This window comes from Aeromonas sp. S9(2024) (assembly GCF_041403185.1).
GTDB lineage: Bacteria > Pseudomonadota > Gammaproteobacteria > Enterobacterales > Aeromonadaceae > Aeromonas > Aeromonas enteropelogenes.
This window is the reverse complement of sequence record NZ_JBGLRE010000005.1, coordinates 80619-99593: the sequence shown is the minus strand read 5'-3', so window position 1 is coordinate 99593 and position 18975 is coordinate 80619. Positions and strand designations below refer to the sequence as shown.

Sequence of the window (18975 nt, the reverse complement as noted above, 5' to 3'; positions counted from 1 at the left end):
GGGCGACATCTCGTTGCGCCGCGAATTCTGATAAGGAACAAGAGTATGAGCCAACGCACCCTTCTTTTGCTCAGCCAGGATAATGCTCACTACGAACGTCTGCTCAAGGCCGCCAACCTCCCTCACCTGCGCATTCTGCGGGCAGACAATCAGGCCGATGCGGAAAAACTGATCGGCGAAGCCCATATCCTGATGGCGGAACCGGCCCGCGCCAAACCCCTGATCACAAAAGCCCGCAAGCTGACCTGGTTGCAATCCACCTATGCGGGGGTCGACGTCTTGCTGGAGGCGGGTAGCCGTCGAGATTACCAGCTCACCAATGTACGCGACATCTTCGGACCGCTGATGAGCGAATATGTGTTCGGCCATCTGCTCAGCCTGATGCGTCAACTGCCGCTCTACCGGGAGCAACAGAAGCAACGCCTGTGGCAGAGCCACCCCTATCAGGGTCTCAAGGGGCGCACCATGCTGATCCTGGGTACCGGCAGCATTGGCCAACATATCGCCCATACCGGCAGACACTTTGGGATGAAGGTGCTCGGCATCAGCCGATCCGGGCGGGAACGAGCCGGATTTGAGCAGGTCTATCAGCTCCCAGCCCTGAACAAGCTGCTGGCCCAGGCCGATGTCATCGTCAGCGTGCTGCCTGCCACGCGGGAAACTCGCCATCTCTTCAATGCGGCCCGTTTCGAACACTGCAAGCCGGGGGCCATTTTGTTCAATGTGGGACGTGGCAGCGCGGTCCAATCCGATGATCTGCTTACTGCCCTGCGCACCGGCAAGCTGGCCATGGCGGTACTGGATGTGTTCGAACAGGAGCCCCTGCCGGCTGATAGCCCGCTTTGGGGGCAGCCCAATCTAATCGTGACCCCGCACAACGGAGCCTACAGTTTCCCGGAAGATGTGGCCCAGATCTTCGTGCGCAACTATATCCGCTTCATCGACGGTCAACCGCTGGAGGGCAAGATCGATTTCGACAAGGGGTACTGATCCGGCCCCACCTCCCAATGAAAAAGGCCCCGCCTGTGTGGCGGGGCCTTTTTATTGCGTCAGCAAGAGACGATATCAACTCGCCTCCAGCTCCTTGCGATAACTCTTCACCTGGGCCAGGAACTGACGACGTTCCTTGCCACTGAGCGCTTCGGCCATCGGCAACTTGGCGGTCATGGCGTTGACCGGACGGTTGTTGATGCGCAGCTCGTAGTGCAGGTGGGCTCCGGTAGAGCGGCCGGTATTGCCCGACAGGCCAATCTTGTCGCCCATCTTCACCCGTTGGCCCGGCTTGACCAGCAGCTTGCTCAGGTGCAGATAGCGGGTCGCCAGGGTTCGTCCATGTTTGATTACGATATAGGTGCCCGCCAGCGGGTGACTGGTCGCCTTCTGGACGACGCCATCACCGGTTGCCAACACTGGCGTCCCTATCGGCAAAGCAAAGTCGGTGCCTTCATGGGGACGGATAGCCCCCGTCACAGGGTGTTTGCGCGCCGGGTTGAAGTTGGAACTGATCCGGTAACGGCTGTGGGTGGGATAACGGCGGAAACCGCGCTCCAGACTGTTACCCTCACCATCGTAATAGTTGCCATCTCCGGCAAGCCAGGCCGATACCGTCTTGCCCTGACTGGTCACTTCGACTCCCAGCAGCTGGCTGTTGCCCGTGCCCTTGCCTTCAACCGTCTCCTGACGCACCAGCACCTTGAATTTGTCGCCCTTTTTCAAGTCCTTGGCAAAGTTGAGCCGCCATTGAAACAGGTTTGCGATCTTCTGGATGTGGTTGGCCGGAATGCCAGCATTACGTGCACTGACATAGAAGCTGCCGTTGATCACCCCGTTGTAACGCTGCGGCTGCCACTCCACCTTTTCGTTGAGCATGGAGGAGGTGTAGGCATCATCGCTGCGCGACATTACCAGTGTTTGCTTGATATTCAGACGGATCTTAAGTTGCTGCAGTATGTTGTCCTGATCGATCAGCAGCTCGATATTTTGCCCGGGTTTGAGACGAGCCAGATAGTTCTTGTTGTCAGCATCCAGCACCTTGTAAAGGGTGGTGGTAGAGAGTCCCAGATTGTTAAAGATCGCCGTCAGATTCTCGCCACTGCGGACCTGATAATCCTGCCATTGTGGGGTGGTATCGACCGGGATGTCATCTTCGGGTGTGCTCGGCTCAACCAGCTCGTGATCCGGGATTTCGTTGAAGTCGGTGTTGTTTTCGTTGGTTGCCGTACCGGCAGTATCAATTGGCAACTCAAGGCGCAACGGCCGTTCCAGGATATCGCCTGGTGCCGGGAGCAATGCGACGGCTGAAAGGGTCATGGCCGTCAGCATTACCATGGCATAAAAGTGTTTGCGGGGAACCGGTGGTTCCCAGTTGGCAGCCTGCGCGACCAAGGGACGGAGACGTTTCATCCGCTATCCTGTGTTTAGATCTAAATAGTGTGAGTTGCGATGTCAGTTGTGACAAAACCGTATAAAACTGATTTTTGGACAAATAAAGATACAAAAAGTTCATCGCAATCTGCATGAACCTCACATTTTATGCATAACCTTCCCTTATGGGCAGAAATGATCGCCTTTTTTAACGATTTTTTCTTATTTTTAAGAACTGGGTCAGACTCGATTCGGAACAAGGCACATAAATGTTGCAATAACTTTTCCATGGAGTGGATATGTCGCTAGCCAAATTGTTAAACAGAATGATTTTCGTTCTGTTTCTAATCGGTGCCGTTCTGCTGCTTCTGCTTGAGATCACGACCGTCCGCCAATCCATCATCGACCAGATGTCGGCCAATCTGGAGACGGCGATTACCGCCCTGGGTCTGGTACTGCAGGGCACCCTGCTCAACGATGACAAGGTACTGGCCGAAACCATCGTCAATGCCATGTTCGATGGCGGTTTTGTCAGCGCTGTGACCCTGGTTGATCCCGATGGCCAAATACTGCTCAACAAGGTATTTCAATCCTCCCAGCAGAATGTGCCGTCCTGGCTCCCTTCGGCCATTGACATGCCACCTGTCAGGAGCGAACAAGAGCTGACCGATGGTTGGCGCATACTGGGCACACTGACGCTGGAAGGACACAGTGGTTATGCCTATCAGCATCTGTGGAATGCCATCAGCCGCACCGGCTTTGCCTTGCTGGCAGGGCTGCTGGTTTTTACCCTGGCGATCTCCTGGGCCTGCAAGCGACTGCTGCGACCACTGACAGATATCAACCTGCAACTTGGCCGGCTTCGCAAGCATCAGTACAACAACACCTTGTCCACCCCCTGGCTGCACGATCTCAGAGAAGTGACATCCTCCATCAATCAACTGATCTCGGAACGAAAACGGGATCTGCTGCAACAACGCCTCAAGATCACCCAACTGGGTAAACAGCTTCCAATGACACCTCACGTTCCGTTGCATGGAATGGTTTCACAAGCTAGAGGAGGCTATCTGCAAACATTTTTCTCGACCCAGGGAGAGATCCCCCTCTATCAACGATTCCTGCCTGAGCAAACAGTGTCAGCTGACAGTGAGCTCACTGTTATCGAAGCGGCCCTGGCGCCATGGCTACAACAAAACGTCGAGGGCATCTCTTTGCCGCTTTCCCTGCTCAACCATCCACAATGGCCGGAAATAGCCCCCTTGCTGACCCAGGGCCGTGGCAAGACACTGGATTGGCGCTGGGATCTCCCCGCCTTTCCGAATCAAGGGCAGTCCCTCCTGCTCTCACTGCAAGAGCAGGGGGTTGAACTCGCTTTCAGCGCCATTCCTCTCAATGCGGACACCCTCAATCAGCTCGACCCTCTCAATCCCGTGTTTATCTGCTGCCAGATAACGGAGGTTCCTCTTTACTGGCATCTGGTCTCGCAAACCATGCATGCAGCCGGTTACACCCTGCTGGCCGAGGCGGGCGAGCTGGCTGACGTGGACAAGTTGCGCAGTTGGGGGATCGACGGATATGCCAGGGAGGTTCAATCATGAGAAGGATAAGCCTGTTATTGGCCCTGCTTTGGCAACCGGCTGCCACGGCAGCCTCCGTCACCATTAGCACCGGGGGTGAACAGGGGATATACCATCAAATCATGGGGGAATTTTGTCGCCTGGCTCCGCAGTTGAACTGCCAATTGCAAGCCACCTCCGGCTCACTGGAGAACTTGCAGCGCCTGAAGAGTGGTGACGTCTCTTACGCCATGGTGCAGTCAGACTGGCTCTACCAGGCCAGCCAGGGCGCAGGCCCTTTCACCGGCAAGCCACAACCCGAGTTGCGAGCCTTGTTCGCCACTCATGCTGAGCCTTTTACCATAGTGATCCGCGCCGATGGTGATATCACCAAACTGGAGCAGCTCAAACTTGCCCCCATCGACATGGGATTGAAAAACTCCGGTACCCGCCAAACCGCTCTGGCGCTGTTCAACCTGCTGGGAATAAAAGAGCAGGATCTCGACCTCAAGAGCATGGCGAACCTGCCCGAGTCCCTGTGCAGCAAACAGATAGATGCCTTCGCCGTCGTCATGGGCCATCCGAACCGCCATGTACTCAATGCCGCCAAACGCTGCGCCATTAGTTTCTTGCCGGTAGATGGTGAGCTCAGGGAACAACTGATCCAAGACGTCAAATACTACCAGCGCAGTCAAATACCAGCCCGCATCTATCCGGGCAATCTCAAGGCGACCCCGACCTTCGCCATCGCCGCCACTCTGGTCACCAATGCCACCATGCCGGAAGAGGCAGTTTACCAGCTGACCAAGGCCATGGTGGACCAGCAAACCAAGTTCAATGAACAGACCTATGGGTATGCCAATATGTTTTATCGGGCCCGCAACAAGACGGGTCCTGTGCTGAGCATTGAACAACACCCCGGTGCGGCGCGTTATTTTGCCGAGTTGAAAGCGGCCGGGAAACTATAACTGACGGCGTGGCGTGCGCAGATGTTCGCTGGAAAAGCGGGTCTTCATGGCAGTCCACTGCGCCAGCCTGTCTGCGCTCCCCGCCAGGGTTCCCTCCCGACGGGACTTCATGATCCAGATGCTTTTGGCATCGAAGCTGTAGACGGGAATAAGATCGGTGCGCTTGCTGCCTAGCAGGATCCGGCTGTTGATATTGTCGAGCACTAGCGGGTCTGATTTTGGGGTCGGAAAATAAAGCGTCACCATGTGAAACTGGTTGTATCTCACCGCCTTGACGTAAGCCAACCGCAACTTCCCCTCCGCTACCCCCAGCTCCATGAGTGTGTAGTATTTGGAAATGCTGTAGTCCTCGCAGTCACCACCGCGGGCGCCGATAAATTCCAGCGGATTGGCCCAGTAATCCTCCATCCCCCACAGCTTGGGATCATCGCTGTAGGTCAGATTGTTGAAGTAATTGTTCACCAGCTCGAGCTTTTGCTGATCCGTGGTGCCGGCCCGCGGCGCAAGCAGGCGGGAGAATGCCTCGGCCCGCTGGATCGCCCTGCCGCCATACACTTCCTGCAATTTGGCCTGCAATTCGGGGCTGGCGATATAGTCGGAGAGACGAGAGGCCTGCACGCTGTTCCCCAAAAGGACCAACGCACAGGCAGGGATGAGCCACCATTTCATACCGGACACTCCATGCCAGATGCTGGAGGTCAGTATAGTAGGCGGGCCAAGCGCTATCGCGACAAGGACAGGCTTAACGGCACTGGGCGAAGGCATCCGCCAATTGCTGCATGAACTGGGGATAGCCATCCGGACCGAGCGGCACCTGCTCACCCACTTCGTCCAGCAGCAATACCCTGGCCCCGGTATTGCGGGCCACCGACTCTATGACGGCGGGGGAAAACTGCGGCTCGGCATAGATGCAACTGGCCTGCTTCTCTTCCAGCGCCTTGCGGATCTCCACCAGCGTCCTGGCTCCCGGGCGGCGTTCCGGACTCACGGTGAAGTGGCCCTTCGAACTCATGCCGTAGTGGCGCTCCCAGTAGCCATAGGCTTCATGGAACACGAAATATCCCTTCTGGTTCACCGCCTTCATCTGTTCGGCAATGATCTTGTCCTTGGCATCGACCTTGGCATCAAAGGCGGCGAGATTGGCCTCATAACGAGACTTGTTGGCCGGATCCTGCTTGCCGAGCTCGACGGCGATGGCGCGAGCGATGACCTTGGCCTGGGTCGGTCCCAGCCAGAGGTGGGGATCGATGCCCTCGTGGTGATGTCCCTCGTGGCCATCGTGGTCATGACCTTCATGTTCTTCATCTGCGTGCTCTTCATGCCCCTCCTGCCTGGCGTAGTCAAACAGCGGCATGCCCTCGACCTGTGTCAGGGTCAACACATGAGGATGGTTGGCCAGTGGTTTGGCCATGAAGCCTTCCAGTTCAGGGCCGACCCACACCACCAGATCGGCGCCATTGATGCTGCGAATATCGGAAGGACGCAGGGAGAAATCATGAGGAGACGCGCCGGTTGGCAGCAAAACCTTGGGCTCGCTCACGCCGTCAGTGATGGCGGCGGCGATAAAACCGAGGGGCTTGATGGTAGTCAGTACCTCGAGGGCACGAACGGGCAAACTCACTGCCAGCAGGGCAGTGATCAGGGCAATAATTCGCATTGGGGGTCTCGTCAGCAGGTGTCAGTGTGATAATATAACAAACCAATTTTTTTGTTATATTATAACTCTCACTGGCTGTAAACCCCGGAGTTGTCATGACCCAACTGGTGGAGCTGAAAGAGGTCAGTCTGTCGTTCGATGGACGCTCTGTGCTCGACAAGGTCTCCTTTACCCTCAATAAAGGCAAAATTACCACCCTGGTCGGCCCCAACGGGGCGGGCAAAAGCACCCTGAGCAAACTGGTGTTGGGCCTGCTCACCCCGGATTCCGGCGAGATCAACCGTAGCCGTGATTTACGGGTCGGTTATGTCCCCCAGCGCCTCTATCTCGATCCCACCCTGCCGCTGACGGTTCGCCGCTTCCTGCAACTGGGCAAAAACAGTCGCCTCTCCATTGAAGAGGCACTGGGCCGGGTCGGCGCCCAGGAGTTGTTGGACAACCGGATGCAGAAACTCTCAGGCGGCGAGATGCAGCGGGTGCTGCTTGCCCGCGCCCTGCTGGTCAAACCCGAGCTGCTGGTGCTTGACGAACCGGTACAGGGTGTCGACATCAACGGCCAGATCGAGCTCTATGCCCTCATCGGTCAACTGGCCGCCGAGCTCAACTGCGCCGTACTGATGGTCTCCCACGACCTGCACCTGGTGATGGCCAGCACCCACGAGGTGATCTGCCTCAATCGCCACGTCTGCTGCCATGGCGAACCGGAGAGCGTGGCACGCCACCCCGAATTTGCCCGTCTGTTCGGGCGGCCCGAGCAGGAGGTGCTGGCGGTCTACACCCACCATCACCACTGCGATGGCGAACACCATCATCATGAACCGCAGGCTCCCGTCATTCGCCTGCCCTCTCGCAACAAATAGCGCAAGCAATAGGACCTTCAAGTGGACAGCTTTCTGTTATATGCCCTCGCGGCAGGTCTCGGCATCGCCCTGCTGGCCGGCCCCCTCGGCAGCTTCGTGGTATGGCGCAAGATGGCCTATTTCGGCGACACCCTCTCCCACGCCTGCCTGTTCGGTATCGCGCTGGGCATCCTGCTGCAGGTGGATCTCACTCTGGCGGTGGTGGTCTGCTGCCTCGCCATGGCCATGCTGCTGGTGATCATGAGCCGCAACCAGCAGGTGGCCACCGACACCCTGCTCGGCATCCTGGCCCACAGCGCCCTGTCGCTGGGTCTGGTTACCTTGAGCTTTATGGACAACGTGCGGGTCGATCTGATGGCCTACCTGTTCGGTGACCTGCTCTCGGTGCAGCCGATGGACCTGATCTGGATCTATGGTGGCGGCGCCCTGGTGCTGCTCACCCTGTGGCGATTGTGGGATCCCCTGCTCTCCATGACCATCTCGGAGGAGCTGGCGCGGGTTGAAGGGATCCGGGTCGATGTGCTGCGCTGCGTGCTGATGTTGCTGATTGGCCTGGTGATCGCCGTGGCGATGAAGTTTGTCGGGGCGCTCATCATCACCTCGCTCTTGATCATTCCCGCTGCCACCGCTCGCCGCTTCAGCCAGACGCCGGAGCAGATGGCCGGCTTTGCCGCGCTGATCGGCTGCCTGGCGGTACTGGGCGGCCTCACCCTCTCCTGGTATCAGGACACCCCGGCCGGTCCATCGGTCGTCGTCTGCGCCACCAGCCTCTTTATCCTGAGCCAGTTCAAACGCGCTTAAACATCGCACCTCCTGATAGCGGTGGACTCTCCACCGCTATCAGGGCACGCCCGGGATCGGCCCCTCGGCCATCCAGTCTCTTTATCCAGAGCACAGTTCAAACGCGCCTGAGCGGCTCCGTCTCCCCGGGGCGCAGGCTGGCCTGCGCCTCCTGCCAGAGCCACTGGCGCAGCCGGTTGATGGCGGGTTCATGGGCCCGCGAGCGCTTGCAGACAAAATAGAAGTTGTCCCCGGTCTCGAGGGCATGCAGCGGCAAGCGCACCAGACGGGGATCCTCCGGCTGCAGCATGTAGTCATTGATGAGTGCCACCCCCTGATCCCAGTTGGCAGCCTCCAGCGCCAGCAGGATGTGGCTGAAGTGGTGCATTCTTGCCTCGGGCGCAATCATCAGCCCGCCCGCCTCCGCCCAGCGCCGCCAATCCTCCCCCTTCTCCCTGTAAATCGCCTGGATGGAGAGCAACGGCAGCTGCCACAGGGCAGCAGGCCACTCCCCCTCCACCTGCTGCCACAGGCGCCGGCTGCACACCGGCATCAACCGCTCCCGATAGAGCAGATCATGGACATAGCCGCGCCCCTCGGGGGAGACAGTGATGAAGCAATCCGCCACCCGATCAGAAAGCTCGGGATCCTCTGCCACCATCTCCAGGCTCAGATCCAGTTCGGGATAGAGTTGGCGCAGACCGGCCAGGCGCGGGATCAGCCACTTCACCGCAAACGAGCTGTAGACCGCGAGGCGCAGCCGCATCTCGCCGCCACCGCGCAGTTGCTCGCTGCACTGGGCAATCTGGGCCAGACCCGCAGCAATGCCCTCGAAATAGACCTCCCCTTGCGGCGTCAGTGACAGCGCTCGCCCCTGGCGCAACAGCAGCCGTTCTCCCAGAAAATCCTCCAGCAAGCGGATCTGGTGGCTGACCGCGCTCTGGCTGACGTTGAGCTCAAGGGCGGCGCGGGAGAAGCTCAACAAACGGGCAACCGCCTCAAAATATTGGACGGCGCGCAGGGGGGGCAATTTCATTATCCAAAAATCTCATAGATGGTTATTTTTTATCATTTTACTGGATAACTGCGCTCGGGCTACCCTTCTCTACTCTGAAACGGGAGGCGGTATGAATGCAGTCGGGATCGGCATCCTCTATCTGGTGCTGGGCAACATGGTGGCGGTTTTTTCTGATGCGCTGGTCAAGGTGCTGGAACCGAGCCAGCCCGTCTTTCAGTTTGTCTTTTTCCGCCAGCTCTCTGCCGCCATCCTGCTGGCCCCCTGGCTGCTCTGGTCGTGGCGTCGCCACCCGCCGGTGGCGCTCAAGTGGCATCTGCTGCGTGCCCACATCTGGGCGGTCGGCGTCTGCCTGATGGTGATCGCCCTCACCCGCTTGCCACTCGCCACCGCCAACGCCCTCTTCTACGCTGCGCCCCTGATGATGGTGCCGCTGGCGGTATGGCTGGCGGGGGAGGCCATCTCGCGCCAGAAGGTGTTGACGGCCTTTATCGGCTTCGTCGGGGTGCTCATCGTACTGCGCCCGACCGAGGTAAACTGGGCTGCACTCGCGGCACTCGGAGTAGCGCTCTCCATGGCGGTCAACAATTTGCTGATCAAGCGGATCCCGCTCAAGCAGCCCATCGCCCAGACCCTGTTCTTCACCAATGTGCTGAGCATGCCCTTCATCCTGGCGCTGGCCTTCTGGGAAGGGGGAGAGTGGCAGTGGCAGATGTGGTGGCCCGCCTTCGGATCATCGGCGCTCATCATGGTCTATGCCGGATTGTGCGTGATGGCCTATCGCAAGGCGGAAGCGAGCAAGATCGCCTCGGCGGAATACACGGGGCTTTTGATGGCGGTCGCCATCGGGGTCTGGCTGTTTGACGAGCAGCCCGGCCTGCCGCTGCTGCTGGGCTGTTTGTGCATCATATTGCCGCTGGTGGCCATGGCCCGTGGCAAGCCAAAACCGCTGGCCGAACCTGCGATCTGAACGAAACCTAGGGTCACGCCAGCAGTGGAGCGACCCTCTTCCTCAGGTGCGGGAGCACATCCTGCTCGAACCAGGGATTTTTCCTGAGCCAGAAGGTGTTGCGCGGTGAAGGGTGCGGTAACGGCAGCCAGCCGGGCCCGTACTCTGCCCAGCTGCGCACTGTTTCGGTCAGCGACCCCTTGCCCACCTCGCGCAGATAATAATTTTGCGCGTACTGGCCGATGAGCAGGGTCAGCTCGATATTGGGCAGCAACATCAGCACCTTGTCGTGCCAGGTCGGGGCACACTCGGGTCGGGGCGGCAAATCCCCCGACTTGCCCTTGCCGGGGTAGCAGAGGCCCATCGGCATGATGGCGATGCGGGATTCATCGTAGAAGGTGTCCTTGTCCACTCCGAGCCAGTGACGCAGCCGGTCGCCGGACGCGTCGTCCCAGGGGATGCCGCTGGCATGAACCCGGGTACCGGGCGCCTGGCCGATGATCAGCAGGCGAGCACTCCCGACCCCCCGGATCACCGGGCGCGGCCCCAGCGGCAGATGGGCTTCGCACAGACGGCAGGCCCTGATTTGCTCAAACAGGATATCGATTCGTTGCATGGGGCTCATAGTAACAGCTTTTGCCAGCTTTCCTCTTGTGAAAGCCAAACGAGACACATATCATCTCAACGTGCGTTTAATTTAATAAACAGGTAATCATGAAAAACTGGCTAGGTACAGGCACGGCCGCCCTCTCCTTCATTCTGTGGGGCATGCTGCCGCTCTATTATCAGTTCATGCCCGAGGTCAACATGTGGGAGCTCATCTCTCACCGGGTGCTCTGGTCCGTGGTGCTGCTGGGTGCCCTGTTCGTGCTGATCGGTCACAAGGTTCCCTGGGCCAGCCTGCGCGGCGAGCCACGCCAGCTTGGCCTCATCCTGCTGGCGGGCCCCGTCATGTCCATCAGCTGGTGCATGTTCACCTGGTGCCTGACCACCGGCCAGGTGTTGGCAACCAGCCTCGCCTTCTTCATGACACCGCTGTTCAATATCGTGTTCGCCGTGCTCTTCCTCAAAGAGAGGCTCACCCCGCAGAAGCACCTGGCGGTCGCCCTGGCGCTGGCGGGGCTCGCCTACATGCTGTTTTGCTACGGCCAGTTGCCCTGGTTCTCCCTCATCATGGGTGCCAACTTCGCCCTCTATGGCCTCATCAAGAAGAAGATCCACTACGACACCGGCACCTGCCTCTACCTTGAAGCGCTGGTGCAGCTGCCCGTCGCCCTGTTGCTGATCGGCCTGCTGGCGTGGCAGGGCGAGGGAATGTTCGTCAATGGCGATCTGACCGACAAGCTGCTGCTGATCGGCAGTGCTCCCGCTACCCTGCTGCCGGTGGGATTGTTCTGCTACGCCGTCGCCAGAACCCGGATGAGCACGGTGGGATTGCTGCAATATATCGAGCCGAGCCTCGCCTTCCTGATCGCCATCTACTGGTTTGGCGAGACGCCGGATCCGGTGAAATCGGTGGGATTTGCCTTCGTCTGGGCCGGCCTGCTGGTCAGCCTGCTACCCCTGCATCGCCTCAGACGACCTCAGGGGGCCGTGCGGTAAGACTCCAGAACCTGATGCCAGCGGGGATCCCTGTCCATCTGCTCGGCGATGTCGTTCAATCTGGTATGCAGATCGCGGCGAGACTTGGGCAGCAATATGTGGCGGGAATAGGTGGACTGGGCAAAGGGAGAGACGAACAGCTTGCCCTCAAACGCAGGATCCCGGGTGAAGAAGGCCAGCGCCGAGCCCGGGACCAGGGTCACATCGATACGGCCCCGTACCAGCATGCTGAAATTGCTCTTCACCTTCTTGGAATCATGGCGAATGACCTCTCCCCTCGCCACGGCCTCATCAATACCCTGATAGCGATACCCCTCGACGCCCCCGAACACCAGCCCCTTGAGTGAATCCGGCCCGTGATAGATGACCGGCTTGTTCACGCTGGAGATGAGTTCGTTGGTATCGCGCATGATGGGCAGGGTCCAGAGGTAGCGTTCGCGCATGGGATCACCCATCCAGGCCGGATTGACCCAGGCAACCAGGCTGTCGAAGCCGGGATCCGACATCTCCAGCGCCAGTCTGGCACGATTGACCGGCCAGAGCTCTATTCTGGGTTCACCCCCCAGCTTTTCATTGAGATACTTGACCAGCTCCCGACTCATCCCCGCATCAGGCCCGGTGTTGAAAGGGGGATGCTGATGGTAATCGTAGAGACGGAGCGTCTCTCCCATCGCGGGTGTCGCCAGTAGGAACCACAACCAGAGCCAGAATCGCATTGCACCTCCCAAGGTTAGCCTTGAGTTTGGCACAGAGAGCACGAATGAAAAAATCCGCGGCACAGCCCGCCTTATCTTCCTCCCCGCCCACCGACTGGTTCGTCTATATGGTGCGCACGGCCACAGGCACCCTTTACACCGGGATCAGCACGGATCCGGTTCGCCGCCTGCGCCAGCACCAAAGTGGCAAGGGATCCCGTGCCCTGCGTGGCAAGGGGCCGCTTATCCTGGCATGGCAACAACAGGTAGCAGACAAGGGCACGGCCCTGCGCATCGAATACCGTCTCAAGCAGCAGCCCAAAGCGGTCAAGGAGCGACTGGTGCAGGAGCCCGCCTTCTGGCCAACCTGGTATCGGGAGTGGCAATCCCGACACGTTTGAGCGCAAACATAAAAAAGGCCACTCTATTGAGTGGCCAACAAAGGGAGTTCGGGAAGCATTAACAACGCATGACAACTAGAGGTAGGTGTTGGTGCGGCGCTTGCGGTTGCTGATGAGCCAGCAGACCACCAGTACCAGCAGCAGCCAGGGCGCCAGCTTGATGATGAGAGCAAGCATGCCGCCCAGGGCCCCCAGCAGCACGAACAGACCGCTGACCAGCAACATGGCAATCAGGGTAAAGCCGGTCAGCGCCATGATCACCAACACCACCAGCAATACGAAAAATTCCAGCATATCTTGCTCCTTACAGAGGATGGGGCCGACTCGCTGACCCAGCGGTCAATCCAGCCAGCGTTTCAATTCATAACGGGGTGGCATCACCAGCACTGCCAACAGATAGGCGGCCAGAGTCACGGGCGGCAGCAGGATCAGGGCGATCAGTGCCACGATTCGCACCGTGACACGGGAGACCCCCAGCCGATTGGCAATCCCGGCGCACACCCCGGTCAGCTTGCGATGCACCAGATCCTTGGGCCAGGGGCGCATGATCACACCTCCGCCTTCTGGCCTTTCAGGCGCGCCAGCTCACGCTCTATCTCGTCATTGAGCTCCAGCTCGCGGAACTGGGCCTCAAGCGAAGGATTCTGGCCCAGGGTCGCCGCTTCAAGCTGGGCTTCCAGCTGATCGATCCGTCCCTGAAAACCGTCGAAACGGGCCATCAGCTCGTGCATTCGCTGGTTGTCGACCTGGGCGCGGGCCCGCAGGCGACTGTGGGCAGTTTGCTCGCGCAGGGTCAGCATTTTCTGCTTCTCGCGGGCCTCGGTCAGCTTGGCCGCCAGCCGTTCGCTGTCGGCGGTCAGCTGGGCCAGCACCTCGGCCACCCGGGCCTTGTCCTGCTCCAGTTGCTCACAACGCTTGACCTCGGCCAGCTTCTCGGTGAGGGCGGCACGAGCCAGATCCTCACGCCCTCTCTGCAGGGCAAGCTCAGCCTTCGCCGACCACTCCTGGATCTGGTGCTGCAATGTCTGCTGGTGCCGCTCCAGCTGTTTCTGTTCGGCGATGATGCGGGCGGCCTGGGTACGCATCTCGACCTGGACCTGCTCCATCTCCTCGATCATCAGGCGCAACATCTTTTCCGGCTCTTCGCTCTTGTCGAGCAGGCTGTGCAGGTTGGCATTGATCACGTCGGTCAGGCGGCTGAATACGCTCATGGTCTGGCTCCTTGTTGATGGGATGGTTAGCTCTTCTCAAAGCATTACAAGTGCCGTGCCAAGATATTTTTATGTTGTTTTACAACGAGATGGGAATTGATGGCACCGAATGATCGGCAATGAGTTGGCGAATATCACCAACAGGATGGTTAAATTCACCAATAAAAAAGGGAGCCAGCGGCTCCCCTTCATTTTGTTGCGCGACGAGGCGTCATGCGGCCTTGTGGTGGCCGAGCTTGCTGTCCAGTTCGACCAGCTTCTCCTCCATCCGGCTGCGGCAGACCTCGGACAGCTCGCGGATGCCGGCGGCGCCGTGCTCCTTGCTGCATACCGGAGCCATCACCTCCAACAACACCTCGCCGTTGTCCCAGCGATTGAGGTCGATCTGGCCAAAATAGCTGGAGCAGACGATGGGCACAACGGGTACCTCGGCCTGCACGGCAGTATGGAAGGCACCGGCCTTGAACGGTAGCAGTCCACGCCCCTGGGAGCGGGTCCCCTCCGGGAACATCCAGATGGAGGTGCCGCGCGCCTTGATGCGATCCACCACCTGGCCAATGGTGCCAATGGCGCGGGAACGGTTGGATCTGTCGATCAACACGTTGCCGGAGAGCCAGAAGATGAGGCCGAAGAAGGGCAGCCACAACAGACTCTTCTTGCCCACCGCCACCACGCCGGGTTGCACGGCGCCGGTCACTGTGAAGATGTCGTAGTTGCTCTGGTGGTTGCAGACATAGACCGCCGGCCCCACCGACTTGACCGCCTCATCCACCGTCACCTTGACCCGGATCCCGATCAGCGGACACACCGCGTGATACATGCGGGCAAAGACATAGACGTTGTTGGGGTGACGCGGACGGGCCAGACAGAGCAGCAGACCGAACAGGAACCAGAAGACGAGCAGCAGACCAAGCAGCAGCACACGGGCAAGTTTGAGCATCGAACACCTCGAATTTGAACTCGGCGCAGTATACTGATCCCCCTTTTAGCGAACAAGCGTTCGCCAGACAGAACTGACCAAGCTCACCGCCACGGCCGGGCCCCCGGCTTGCCCCGCTTGCCATTGCTCGCTAGGATGTGGCCATCTTGATGGACGGGGCGAGCATGATTCACCAACAACGCGTGGCGAAACACCTACTGCTGCTGGTCTGCCTGCTGGTGCTCAATTGTGCGGCCCAGCCGCTGGCCCGGCTGGCCCTGCTCGATCAGGCCATCGGCTGCCAGATCCAGCTCACCCAGGTAACGGACGACGAGCAGGCCGAGGCCAGCCCCAGTCCGCAACCCACCAGTTGCCAGCTCAATGGCAAATGGCTGAGTGCCACCACCCTGCTCTGCATCGAACAGATCTTCTTTGCCGTCGCACTGCTGATCGCCCTGCTGGCGCCGCTCTGGCGCTACACGCCACCCTTGCCGCCCCCCAGGGCCATCTCGCCGCCGGAGCGGCGTCTGCACCTCACCCTCTGCGTCTGGCGGGAATGAGCCCGGCTGCGTTTTTCGTCAGTCATCACTCATTTTTGCGAGACCAAACAGATGTCAAATCTCTTCAAGGCAACCCTGCTGCTGGGTTGCTTGCTGTGGCAACCCATAGGGTTGGCCAGCGACACGGGCTGGCTCACCAGCCCCCAGAACGATCACGCCAGGGTGCGGCTGCAGGCCGACCGCAGCACACCGAATCAGGCCCGCATCCTGCTCGATGTCGAACTCGAATCGGGCTGGAAAACCTATTGGCACAGCCCGGGTGAAGGGGGGATTGCGCCCCGGATCCTGTGGGACGAGCCGGTCGAGGCATTCCAGTGGCACTGGCCCGCGCCGCGCCATTTCGAGGTGGCCGGCCTCAGCACCCAGGGTTACGAAAAGAACGTAAGCTTCCCGCTCAGCCTGAGCTATCCCGCTGACAAGCCGCTCAAGGGGACCCTGCGCCTCTCGACCTGCAGCAATGTCTGCATCCTCACCGACTACCCCTTCACCCTCGCGGCCAGAGGCGAGGCGCCGGCCGGCTTTGATTTTGCCTATGCGAAGGCGGCGAGCAACCTGCCCCGGCCGCTGCCCGCCGATATCCGGATCAGCCTGGGTTATCAGCAAAACCAGCTGCAACTGATGGCCGAGCGGCCCGCCGGCTGGCAGACGCCGGCGCTCTTTATCGATGCCCTTGAAGGAGCGGAATTCGGCAAGCCCGAGCTTGAAGTGAAGGAGACCACCCTGATCGCCCGGGTTCCGGTCAGCGATGGCTGGCAGGGGAATGCACCTGACTTGCGCGGCAAGGCGCTCGGGGTACTGCTCACCAGCGGGGAGCAGGCCTGGCAGGGCCAGGCCCCCATCGGCGAGGCCCTCAGCCTGCCCGAACCGAGCCAGCCCCTGCTCTGGTTGCTGGGAGCGGCGCTGCTTGGCGGCCTCATCCTCAACCTGATGCCCTGCGTGCTGCCGGTGCTGGCCCTCAAGCTGGGTTCCGTGCTGCAACATCAGGAGCGAAAACAAAGCGATGTGCGCAAGCAGTTCCTCGCCGCCAGCGCCGGGATCATCGCCTCCTTCTGGGTGCTGGCAGCCATGAGCAGCCTGTTGCGCGCCCCAAGTTTCGGAATGAGTGGGGCGGTTGGCTGGGGGATCCAGTTCCAGAGCCCGACGTTCATCGGCTTCATGGTGCTGGTAACCCTGCTGTTTTGCGCCAATCTGCTGGGGTTGTTCGAGATCCGTCTGCCCAGCTCCCTCACCACCCGGCTCGCCACCCGCGGTGGCCAGGGTCTGGGTGGCCACTTCCTGCAAGGGAGCTTTGCCACCCTGCTGGCCACCCCCTGCTCGGCCCCCTTCCTCGGCACAGCTGTGGCGTTTGCGCTGGCGGCGCCACTCGGCCAGCTCTGGCTCGTCTTCACGGCACTTGGGATCGGCATGAGCCTGCCCTGGCTGCTGGTGGCTGCCGTGCCGCGCATCGCGCTCTGGCTGCCCAAACCCGGCCGCTGGATGAGCCATCTGCGCCTCCTGCTCGGGCTGATGATGCTGGGCTCCAGCCTCTGGCTCGCCAGCCTGCTCGGCAATCATCTGGGCAGCACGACCACCGGCTGGCTGATGGTGGTCATGGTGCTGGTGCTGCTGGTAGGTATCATCTGGCGTTACGGCATCCGGGGCTTCACGCTGGCCCTCTCCCTCTCGGCCCTCATCGGCGGTGCCCTGCTGCTGGGAGGCGCGTTCACCGTTCAGGGCAGCAACAGCGTCGATCGGGTAGTCTGGCAGCCTCTCTCGGAGCAAGCCATCACTGCGGCGCTGGCCCAGAAGAAACGGGTCTTCGTCGATGTCACCGCCGACTGGTGCGTGACCTGCAAGGCCAACAAATACAACGTGTTGCTGCGCGATGAGGTACAAACCGCCCTCTCGGCCCCCGATGTGGTGGCCCTGCGCGGCGACTGGAGCAGACCCGACGACGCCATCGCAGCCTTCCTGCGCAAGCGCGGCGCCGCTGCCGTCCCTTTCAACCAGATTTACGGCCCCGGCCTGCCACAAGGGGAGACCCTCTCGCCCCTGCTCGACCAGGACGACCTGCTTACCCTGTTGAGCCAGGCGGGCCTCATCCGCCCCGGCATAACCCGATTCTAAGGAGAACCTCATGAAACCGACTCTCAGCACCCTCGCCCTGTTTACCGCCCTCTCTGCCGGTATGCTGACGGCGCCGTCCCTGCACGCCGCGCCCTTTACCCCGGAGCAGGAGGCGCGCATCAAGGAGCTCATTCGCGAAACCCTGGTGGCCAACCCGAAGATCCTCGACGAGGCGGCCGAATCCTGGGAGAAGCAGAATGCCGCGGCACAGGCGGCCCAGCTCGGCGATTTCATCAAGGGCAACAAGGATGTGCTGTTCAACAGCACCACCAGCCCGCGCCTTGGCGCCAAGAATCCCAAGCTGACCCTGGTGCTGTTCACCGACTACAACTGCCCCTACTGCAAGCAGTTCGATCCCCGTCTCACCAAGCTGCTCAAGGCCTATCCCAACGATCTGGGGCTGGTGATCAAGCTGCTGCCGTTCAAGGGACAGAGCTCCGCCAAGGCGGCCCAGTACAGCCTGACCCTGTGGCAACAGGATCCGGCCCGCTTCCTCACCCTGCACGACAAGCTGATGAGCAAGCAGGGCATGCTGACCGAGGCGGACATCAACAAGGCGCTGGCCGCCACCGGCAACACGACGCTCAAGCCCGATGCCAAGGCCACCGAGGAGCTGCGCAACAGCTTGCGCATCGGCACCATCCTGGGGGTGCAGGGCACGCCGGCAACCCTGATCGGCAACCAGCTGGTGCCGGGGGCCATCCCCTATGAGGAGCTGGAGCAGCTGGTAAAAGACGAGCTGGCCAAGCTGGGGTAAATCATGGCGACCACACCCACCCGGCCCCGCTGGCAACGCTGGGGCAAGGAGGCGCTCTGGCTGCTGCTGATGGCGCTGGTTATCTCCACCCTGCTGGATCTGTGGCGCAGCCCCACCCTGCCTGAGGGAGCCATGAGCGCCCCCATTACCCTGCAGGATGGCACCACCACGGATCTGGCAACACTGAGCCGGGGCAAGCCGCTGCTGGTCTACTACTGGGCCAGCTGGTGCGGGGTATGCCGTTTCACCACGCCGACCGTGGAGACCCTGTGGCAGGAGGGGGAGAACGTGCTGACAGTGGCGCTACGCTCCGGCAGCGACGCCCAACTGCGTGAAGGGATGGCGAAGAAGGGGCTCACCTTTCCCACCCACAATGACGAATCGGGAGCGCTCGCCGCCCGCTGGCAGGTGGGGGTGACCCCCACCTTCCTCATCGTCAAGGATGGGGAGCTGGTAAGCAGCACCACGGGCTGGAGTTCGGGGCTCGGGCTGACGCTGCGCCTGTGGTGGGCGAGCCTTCACTAACCCGGCGCCACGCCAATTGCAAATGCCCGGCCATGCCGGGCATTTTTTCA

General features: G+C 60.4%; 22 protein-coding genes. 12 read left to right on the top strand and 10 right to left on the bottom strand.

Going from position 1 to position 18975, the window contains the following annotated elements; genetic code table 11:
• Positions 1 to 45: 45 nt before the first annotated feature.
• Entirely contained in the window at positions 46 to 990 is a 945-nt protein-coding gene (locus tag ACB028_RS10240) for a D-2-hydroxyacid dehydrogenase (protein WP_268855395.1), read from the top strand.
• A 75-nt stretch (positions 991 to 1065) separates the two neighbouring features.
• Here the strand turns inward: ACB028_RS10240 and mepM are convergent, their stop codons facing one another.
• A complete protein-coding gene (gene mepM / locus ACB028_RS10235) occupies positions 1066 to 2403 on the bottom strand; it encodes a murein DD-endopeptidase MepM (RefSeq protein WP_026456082.1) in 1338 nt (445 codons plus the stop codon).
• Between the two features lie 260 nt (positions 2404 to 2663).
• On the opposite strand from mepM, the gene ACB028_RS10230 reads away from it, so the two are divergent.
• Both ACB028_RS10230 and ACB028_RS10225 read left to right on the top strand, forming a co-directional pair.
• Complete coding sequence (locus ACB028_RS10230) at positions 2664 to 3962, top strand: LapD/MoxY N-terminal periplasmic domain-containing protein (protein WP_371144208.1); 1299 nt, start codon at positions 2664 to 2666, stop codon at positions 3960 to 3962.
• Positions 3959 to 4888 carry a TAXI family TRAP transporter solute-binding subunit gene (locus ACB028_RS10225; protein WP_371144207.1) on the top strand — a complete coding sequence of 310 codons (930 nt, stop codon included), beginning with the start codon at positions 3959 to 3961 and terminating at the stop codon, positions 4886 to 4888. The genes ACB028_RS10230 and ACB028_RS10225 overlap by 4 nt, the downstream gene beginning before the upstream one ends.
• Here ACB028_RS10225 and ACB028_RS10220 read toward each other — a convergent pair.
• Positions 4883 to 5557, bottom strand: coding sequence for a transglutaminase-like cysteine peptidase (locus tag ACB028_RS10220; protein ID WP_371144206.1), 675 nt, complete (start codon positions 5555 to 5557; stop codon positions 4883 to 4885). The two genes, ACB028_RS10225 and ACB028_RS10220, sit on opposite strands and share 6 nt — an antisense overlap.
• A gap of 73 nt (positions 5558 to 5630) precedes the next feature.
• Positions 5631 to 6545 (bottom strand): zinc ABC transporter substrate-binding protein ZnuA, encoded by a 915-nt coding sequence (gene znuA / locus ACB028_RS10215; protein WP_371144205.1) that lies wholly within the window; start codon positions 6543 to 6545, stop codon positions 5631 to 5633.
• Between the two features lie 95 nt (positions 6546 to 6640).
• Here znuA and znuC point away from each other — a divergent pair, with 95 nt between their 5' ends.
• Positions 6641 to 7405 carry a zinc ABC transporter ATP-binding protein ZnuC gene (gene znuC, locus ACB028_RS10210; protein ID WP_026456078.1) on the top strand — a complete coding sequence of 255 codons (765 nt, stop codon included), beginning with the start codon at positions 6641 to 6643 and terminating at the stop codon, positions 7403 to 7405.
• Between the two features lie 21 nt (positions 7406 to 7426).
• Positions 7427 to 8206 carry a zinc ABC transporter permease subunit ZnuB gene (znuB, locus tag ACB028_RS10205; protein WP_026456077.1) on the top strand — a complete coding sequence of 260 codons (780 nt, stop codon included), beginning with the start codon at positions 7427 to 7429 and terminating at the stop codon, positions 8204 to 8206.
• Positions 8207 to 8303: 97 nt separating this feature from the next.
• Here the strand turns inward: znuB and ACB028_RS10200 are convergent, their stop codons facing one another.
• Positions 8304 to 9221, bottom strand: coding sequence for a LysR substrate-binding domain-containing protein (locus ACB028_RS10200; RefSeq protein WP_042071046.1), 918 nt, complete (start codon positions 9219 to 9221; stop codon positions 8304 to 8306).
• Positions 9222 to 9312: 91 nt separating this feature from the next.
• On the opposite strand from ACB028_RS10200, the gene ACB028_RS10195 reads away from it, so the two are divergent.
• Entirely contained in the window at positions 9313 to 10170 is an 858-nt protein-coding gene (locus ACB028_RS10195; RefSeq protein ID WP_342017687.1) for a DMT family transporter, read from the top strand.
• A 13-nt stretch (positions 10171 to 10183) separates the two neighbouring features.
• On the opposite strand, the gene ACB028_RS10190 is transcribed toward ACB028_RS10195, so the two are convergent.
• Positions 10184 to 10765 (bottom strand): uracil-DNA glycosylase family protein, encoded by a 582-nt coding sequence (locus ACB028_RS10190; RefSeq protein WP_342017686.1) that lies wholly within the window; start codon positions 10763 to 10765, stop codon positions 10184 to 10186.
• Positions 10766 to 10863: 98 nt separating this feature from the next.
• Between ACB028_RS10190 and rarD the strand changes: the two genes are divergently transcribed.
• The gene (rarD, locus tag ACB028_RS10185) at positions 10864 to 11751 is read left to right on the top strand and encodes an EamA family transporter RarD (protein WP_042025872.1); all 888 of its coding nucleotides are present in this window, start codon (positions 10864 to 10866) and stop codon (positions 11749 to 11751) included.
• Here rarD and ACB028_RS10180 read toward each other — a convergent pair.
• A complete protein-coding gene (locus ACB028_RS10180) occupies positions 11733 to 12467 on the bottom strand; it encodes an ABC transporter substrate-binding protein (RefSeq protein WP_124240270.1) in 735 nt (244 codons plus the stop codon). The two genes, rarD and ACB028_RS10180, sit on opposite strands and share 19 nt — an antisense overlap.
• A gap of 44 nt (positions 12468 to 12511) precedes the next feature.
• Here ACB028_RS10180 and ACB028_RS10175 point away from each other — a divergent pair, with 44 nt between their 5' ends.
• Positions 12512 to 12847, top strand: a complete 336-nt coding sequence (locus tag ACB028_RS10175) for a GIY-YIG nuclease family protein (RefSeq protein ID WP_342013164.1) — start codon at positions 12512 to 12514, stop codon at positions 12845 to 12847.
• Positions 12848 to 12922: 75 nt separating this feature from the next.
• On the opposite strand, the gene pspG is transcribed toward ACB028_RS10175, so the two are convergent.
• From pspG to ACB028_RS10155, 4 genes are all read right to left on the bottom strand, one after another.
• Positions 12923 to 13141, bottom strand: coding sequence for an envelope stress response protein PspG (pspG, locus tag ACB028_RS10170; RefSeq protein ID WP_042025875.1), 219 nt, complete (start codon positions 13139 to 13141; stop codon positions 12923 to 12925).
• A 45-nt stretch (positions 13142 to 13186) separates the two neighbouring features.
• A complete protein-coding gene (locus ACB028_RS10165; RefSeq protein ID WP_026457503.1) occupies positions 13187 to 13393 on the bottom strand; it encodes a PspC domain-containing protein in 207 nt (68 codons plus the stop codon).
• 2 nt (positions 13394 to 13395) lie between these two features.
• Complete coding sequence (pspA, locus tag ACB028_RS10160) at positions 13396 to 14058, bottom strand: phage shock protein PspA (protein ID WP_026457502.1); 663 nt, start codon at positions 14056 to 14058, stop codon at positions 13396 to 13398.
• 211 nt (positions 14059 to 14269) lie between these two features.
• Positions 14270 to 14998, bottom strand: a complete 729-nt coding sequence (locus ACB028_RS10155; protein ID WP_371144204.1) for a 1-acylglycerol-3-phosphate O-acyltransferase — start codon at positions 14996 to 14998, stop codon at positions 14270 to 14272.
• Positions 14999 to 15162: 164 nt separating this feature from the next.
• Here ACB028_RS10155 and ACB028_RS10150 point away from each other — a divergent pair, with 164 nt between their 5' ends.
• The 4 genes from ACB028_RS10150 to ACB028_RS10135 are packed head-to-tail and all read left to right on the top strand — an operon-like array spanning position 15163 to position 18925.
• A complete protein-coding gene (locus tag ACB028_RS10150) occupies positions 15163 to 15537 on the top strand; it encodes a hypothetical protein (RefSeq protein WP_201979716.1) in 375 nt (124 codons plus the stop codon).
• Positions 15538 to 15588: 51 nt separating this feature from the next.
• A complete protein-coding gene (locus ACB028_RS10145) occupies positions 15589 to 17643 on the top strand; it encodes a protein-disulfide reductase DsbD family protein (protein ID WP_371144203.1) in 2055 nt (684 codons plus the stop codon).
• 10 nt (positions 17644 to 17653) lie between these two features.
• Positions 17654 to 18400, top strand: a complete 747-nt coding sequence (locus ACB028_RS10140; RefSeq protein ID WP_371144202.1) for a DsbA family protein — start codon at positions 17654 to 17656, stop codon at positions 18398 to 18400.
• A gap of 3 nt (positions 18401 to 18403) precedes the next feature.
• A complete protein-coding gene (locus ACB028_RS10135; RefSeq protein ID WP_354688476.1) occupies positions 18404 to 18925 on the top strand; it encodes a protein disulfide oxidoreductase in 522 nt (173 codons plus the stop codon).
• The last annotated feature ends 50 nt before the right edge of the window (positions 18926 to 18975 follow it).

Bases quoted from the DNA above. Each gene is read 5' to 3' on its own strand.
- ACB028_RS10240 (WP_268855395.1), top strand. From the start codon at position 46: ATGAGCCAACGCACCCTTCTTTTGCTCAGCCAGGATAATGCTCACTAC.
- mepM (WP_026456082.1), bottom strand. From the start codon at position 2,403: ATGAAACGTCTCCGTCCCTTGGTCGCGCAGGCTGCCAACTGGGAACCA.
- ACB028_RS10230 (WP_371144208.1), top strand. From the start codon at position 2,664: ATGTCGCTAGCCAAATTGTTAAACAGAATGATTTTCGTTCTGTTTCTA.
- ACB028_RS10225 (WP_371144207.1), top strand. From the start codon at position 3,959: ATGAGAAGGATAAGCCTGTTATTGGCCCTGCTTTGGCAACCGGCTGCC.
- ACB028_RS10220 (WP_371144206.1), bottom strand. From the start codon at position 5,557: ATGAAATGGTGGCTCATCCCTGCCTGTGCGTTGGTCCTTTTGGGGAAC.
- znuA (WP_371144205.1), bottom strand. From the start codon at position 6,545: ATGCGAATTATTGCCCTGATCACTGCCCTGCTGGCAGTGAGTTTGCCC.
- znuC (WP_026456078.1), top strand. From the start codon at position 6,641: ATGACCCAACTGGTGGAGCTGAAAGAGGTCAGTCTGTCGTTCGATGGA.
- ACB028_RS10200 (WP_042071046.1), bottom strand. From the start codon at position 9,221: ATGAAATTGCCCCCCCTGCGCGCCGTCCAATATTTTGAGGCGGTTGCC.
- ACB028_RS10195 (WP_342017687.1), top strand. From the start codon at position 9,313: ATGAATGCAGTCGGGATCGGCATCCTCTATCTGGTGCTGGGCAACATG.
- ACB028_RS10190 (WP_342017686.1), bottom strand. From the start codon at position 10,765: ATGCAACGAATCGATATCCTGTTTGAGCAAATCAGGGCCTGCCGTCTG.
- rarD (WP_042025872.1), top strand. From the start codon at position 10,864: ATGAAAAACTGGCTAGGTACAGGCACGGCCGCCCTCTCCTTCATTCTG.
- ACB028_RS10180 (WP_124240270.1), bottom strand. From the start codon at position 12,467: ATGCGATTCTGGCTCTGGTTGTGGTTCCTACTGGCGACACCCGCGATG.
- ACB028_RS10175 (WP_342013164.1), top strand. From the start codon at position 12,512: ATGAAAAAATCCGCGGCACAGCCCGCCTTATCTTCCTCCCCGCCCACC.
- pspG (WP_042025875.1), bottom strand. From the start codon at position 13,141: ATGCTGGAATTTTTCGTATTGCTGGTGGTGTTGGTGATCATGGCGCTG.
- ACB028_RS10165 (WP_026457503.1), bottom strand. From the start codon at position 13,393: ATGCGCCCCTGGCCCAAGGATCTGGTGCATCGCAAGCTGACCGGGGTG.
- pspA (WP_026457502.1), bottom strand. From the start codon at position 14,058: ATGAGCGTATTCAGCCGCCTGACCGACGTGATCAATGCCAACCTGCAC.
- ACB028_RS10155 (WP_371144204.1), bottom strand. From the start codon at position 14,998: ATGCTCAAACTTGCCCGTGTGCTGCTGCTTGGTCTGCTGCTCGTCTTC.
- ACB028_RS10150 (WP_201979716.1), top strand. From the start codon at position 15,163: ATGATTCACCAACAACGCGTGGCGAAACACCTACTGCTGCTGGTCTGC.
- ACB028_RS10145 (WP_371144203.1), top strand. From the start codon at position 15,589: ATGTCAAATCTCTTCAAGGCAACCCTGCTGCTGGGTTGCTTGCTGTGG.
- ACB028_RS10140 (WP_371144202.1), top strand. From the start codon at position 17,654: ATGAAACCGACTCTCAGCACCCTCGCCCTGTTTACCGCCCTCTCTGCC.
- ACB028_RS10135 (WP_354688476.1), top strand. From the start codon at position 18,404: ATGGCGACCACACCCACCCGGCCCCGCTGGCAACGCTGGGGCAAGGAG.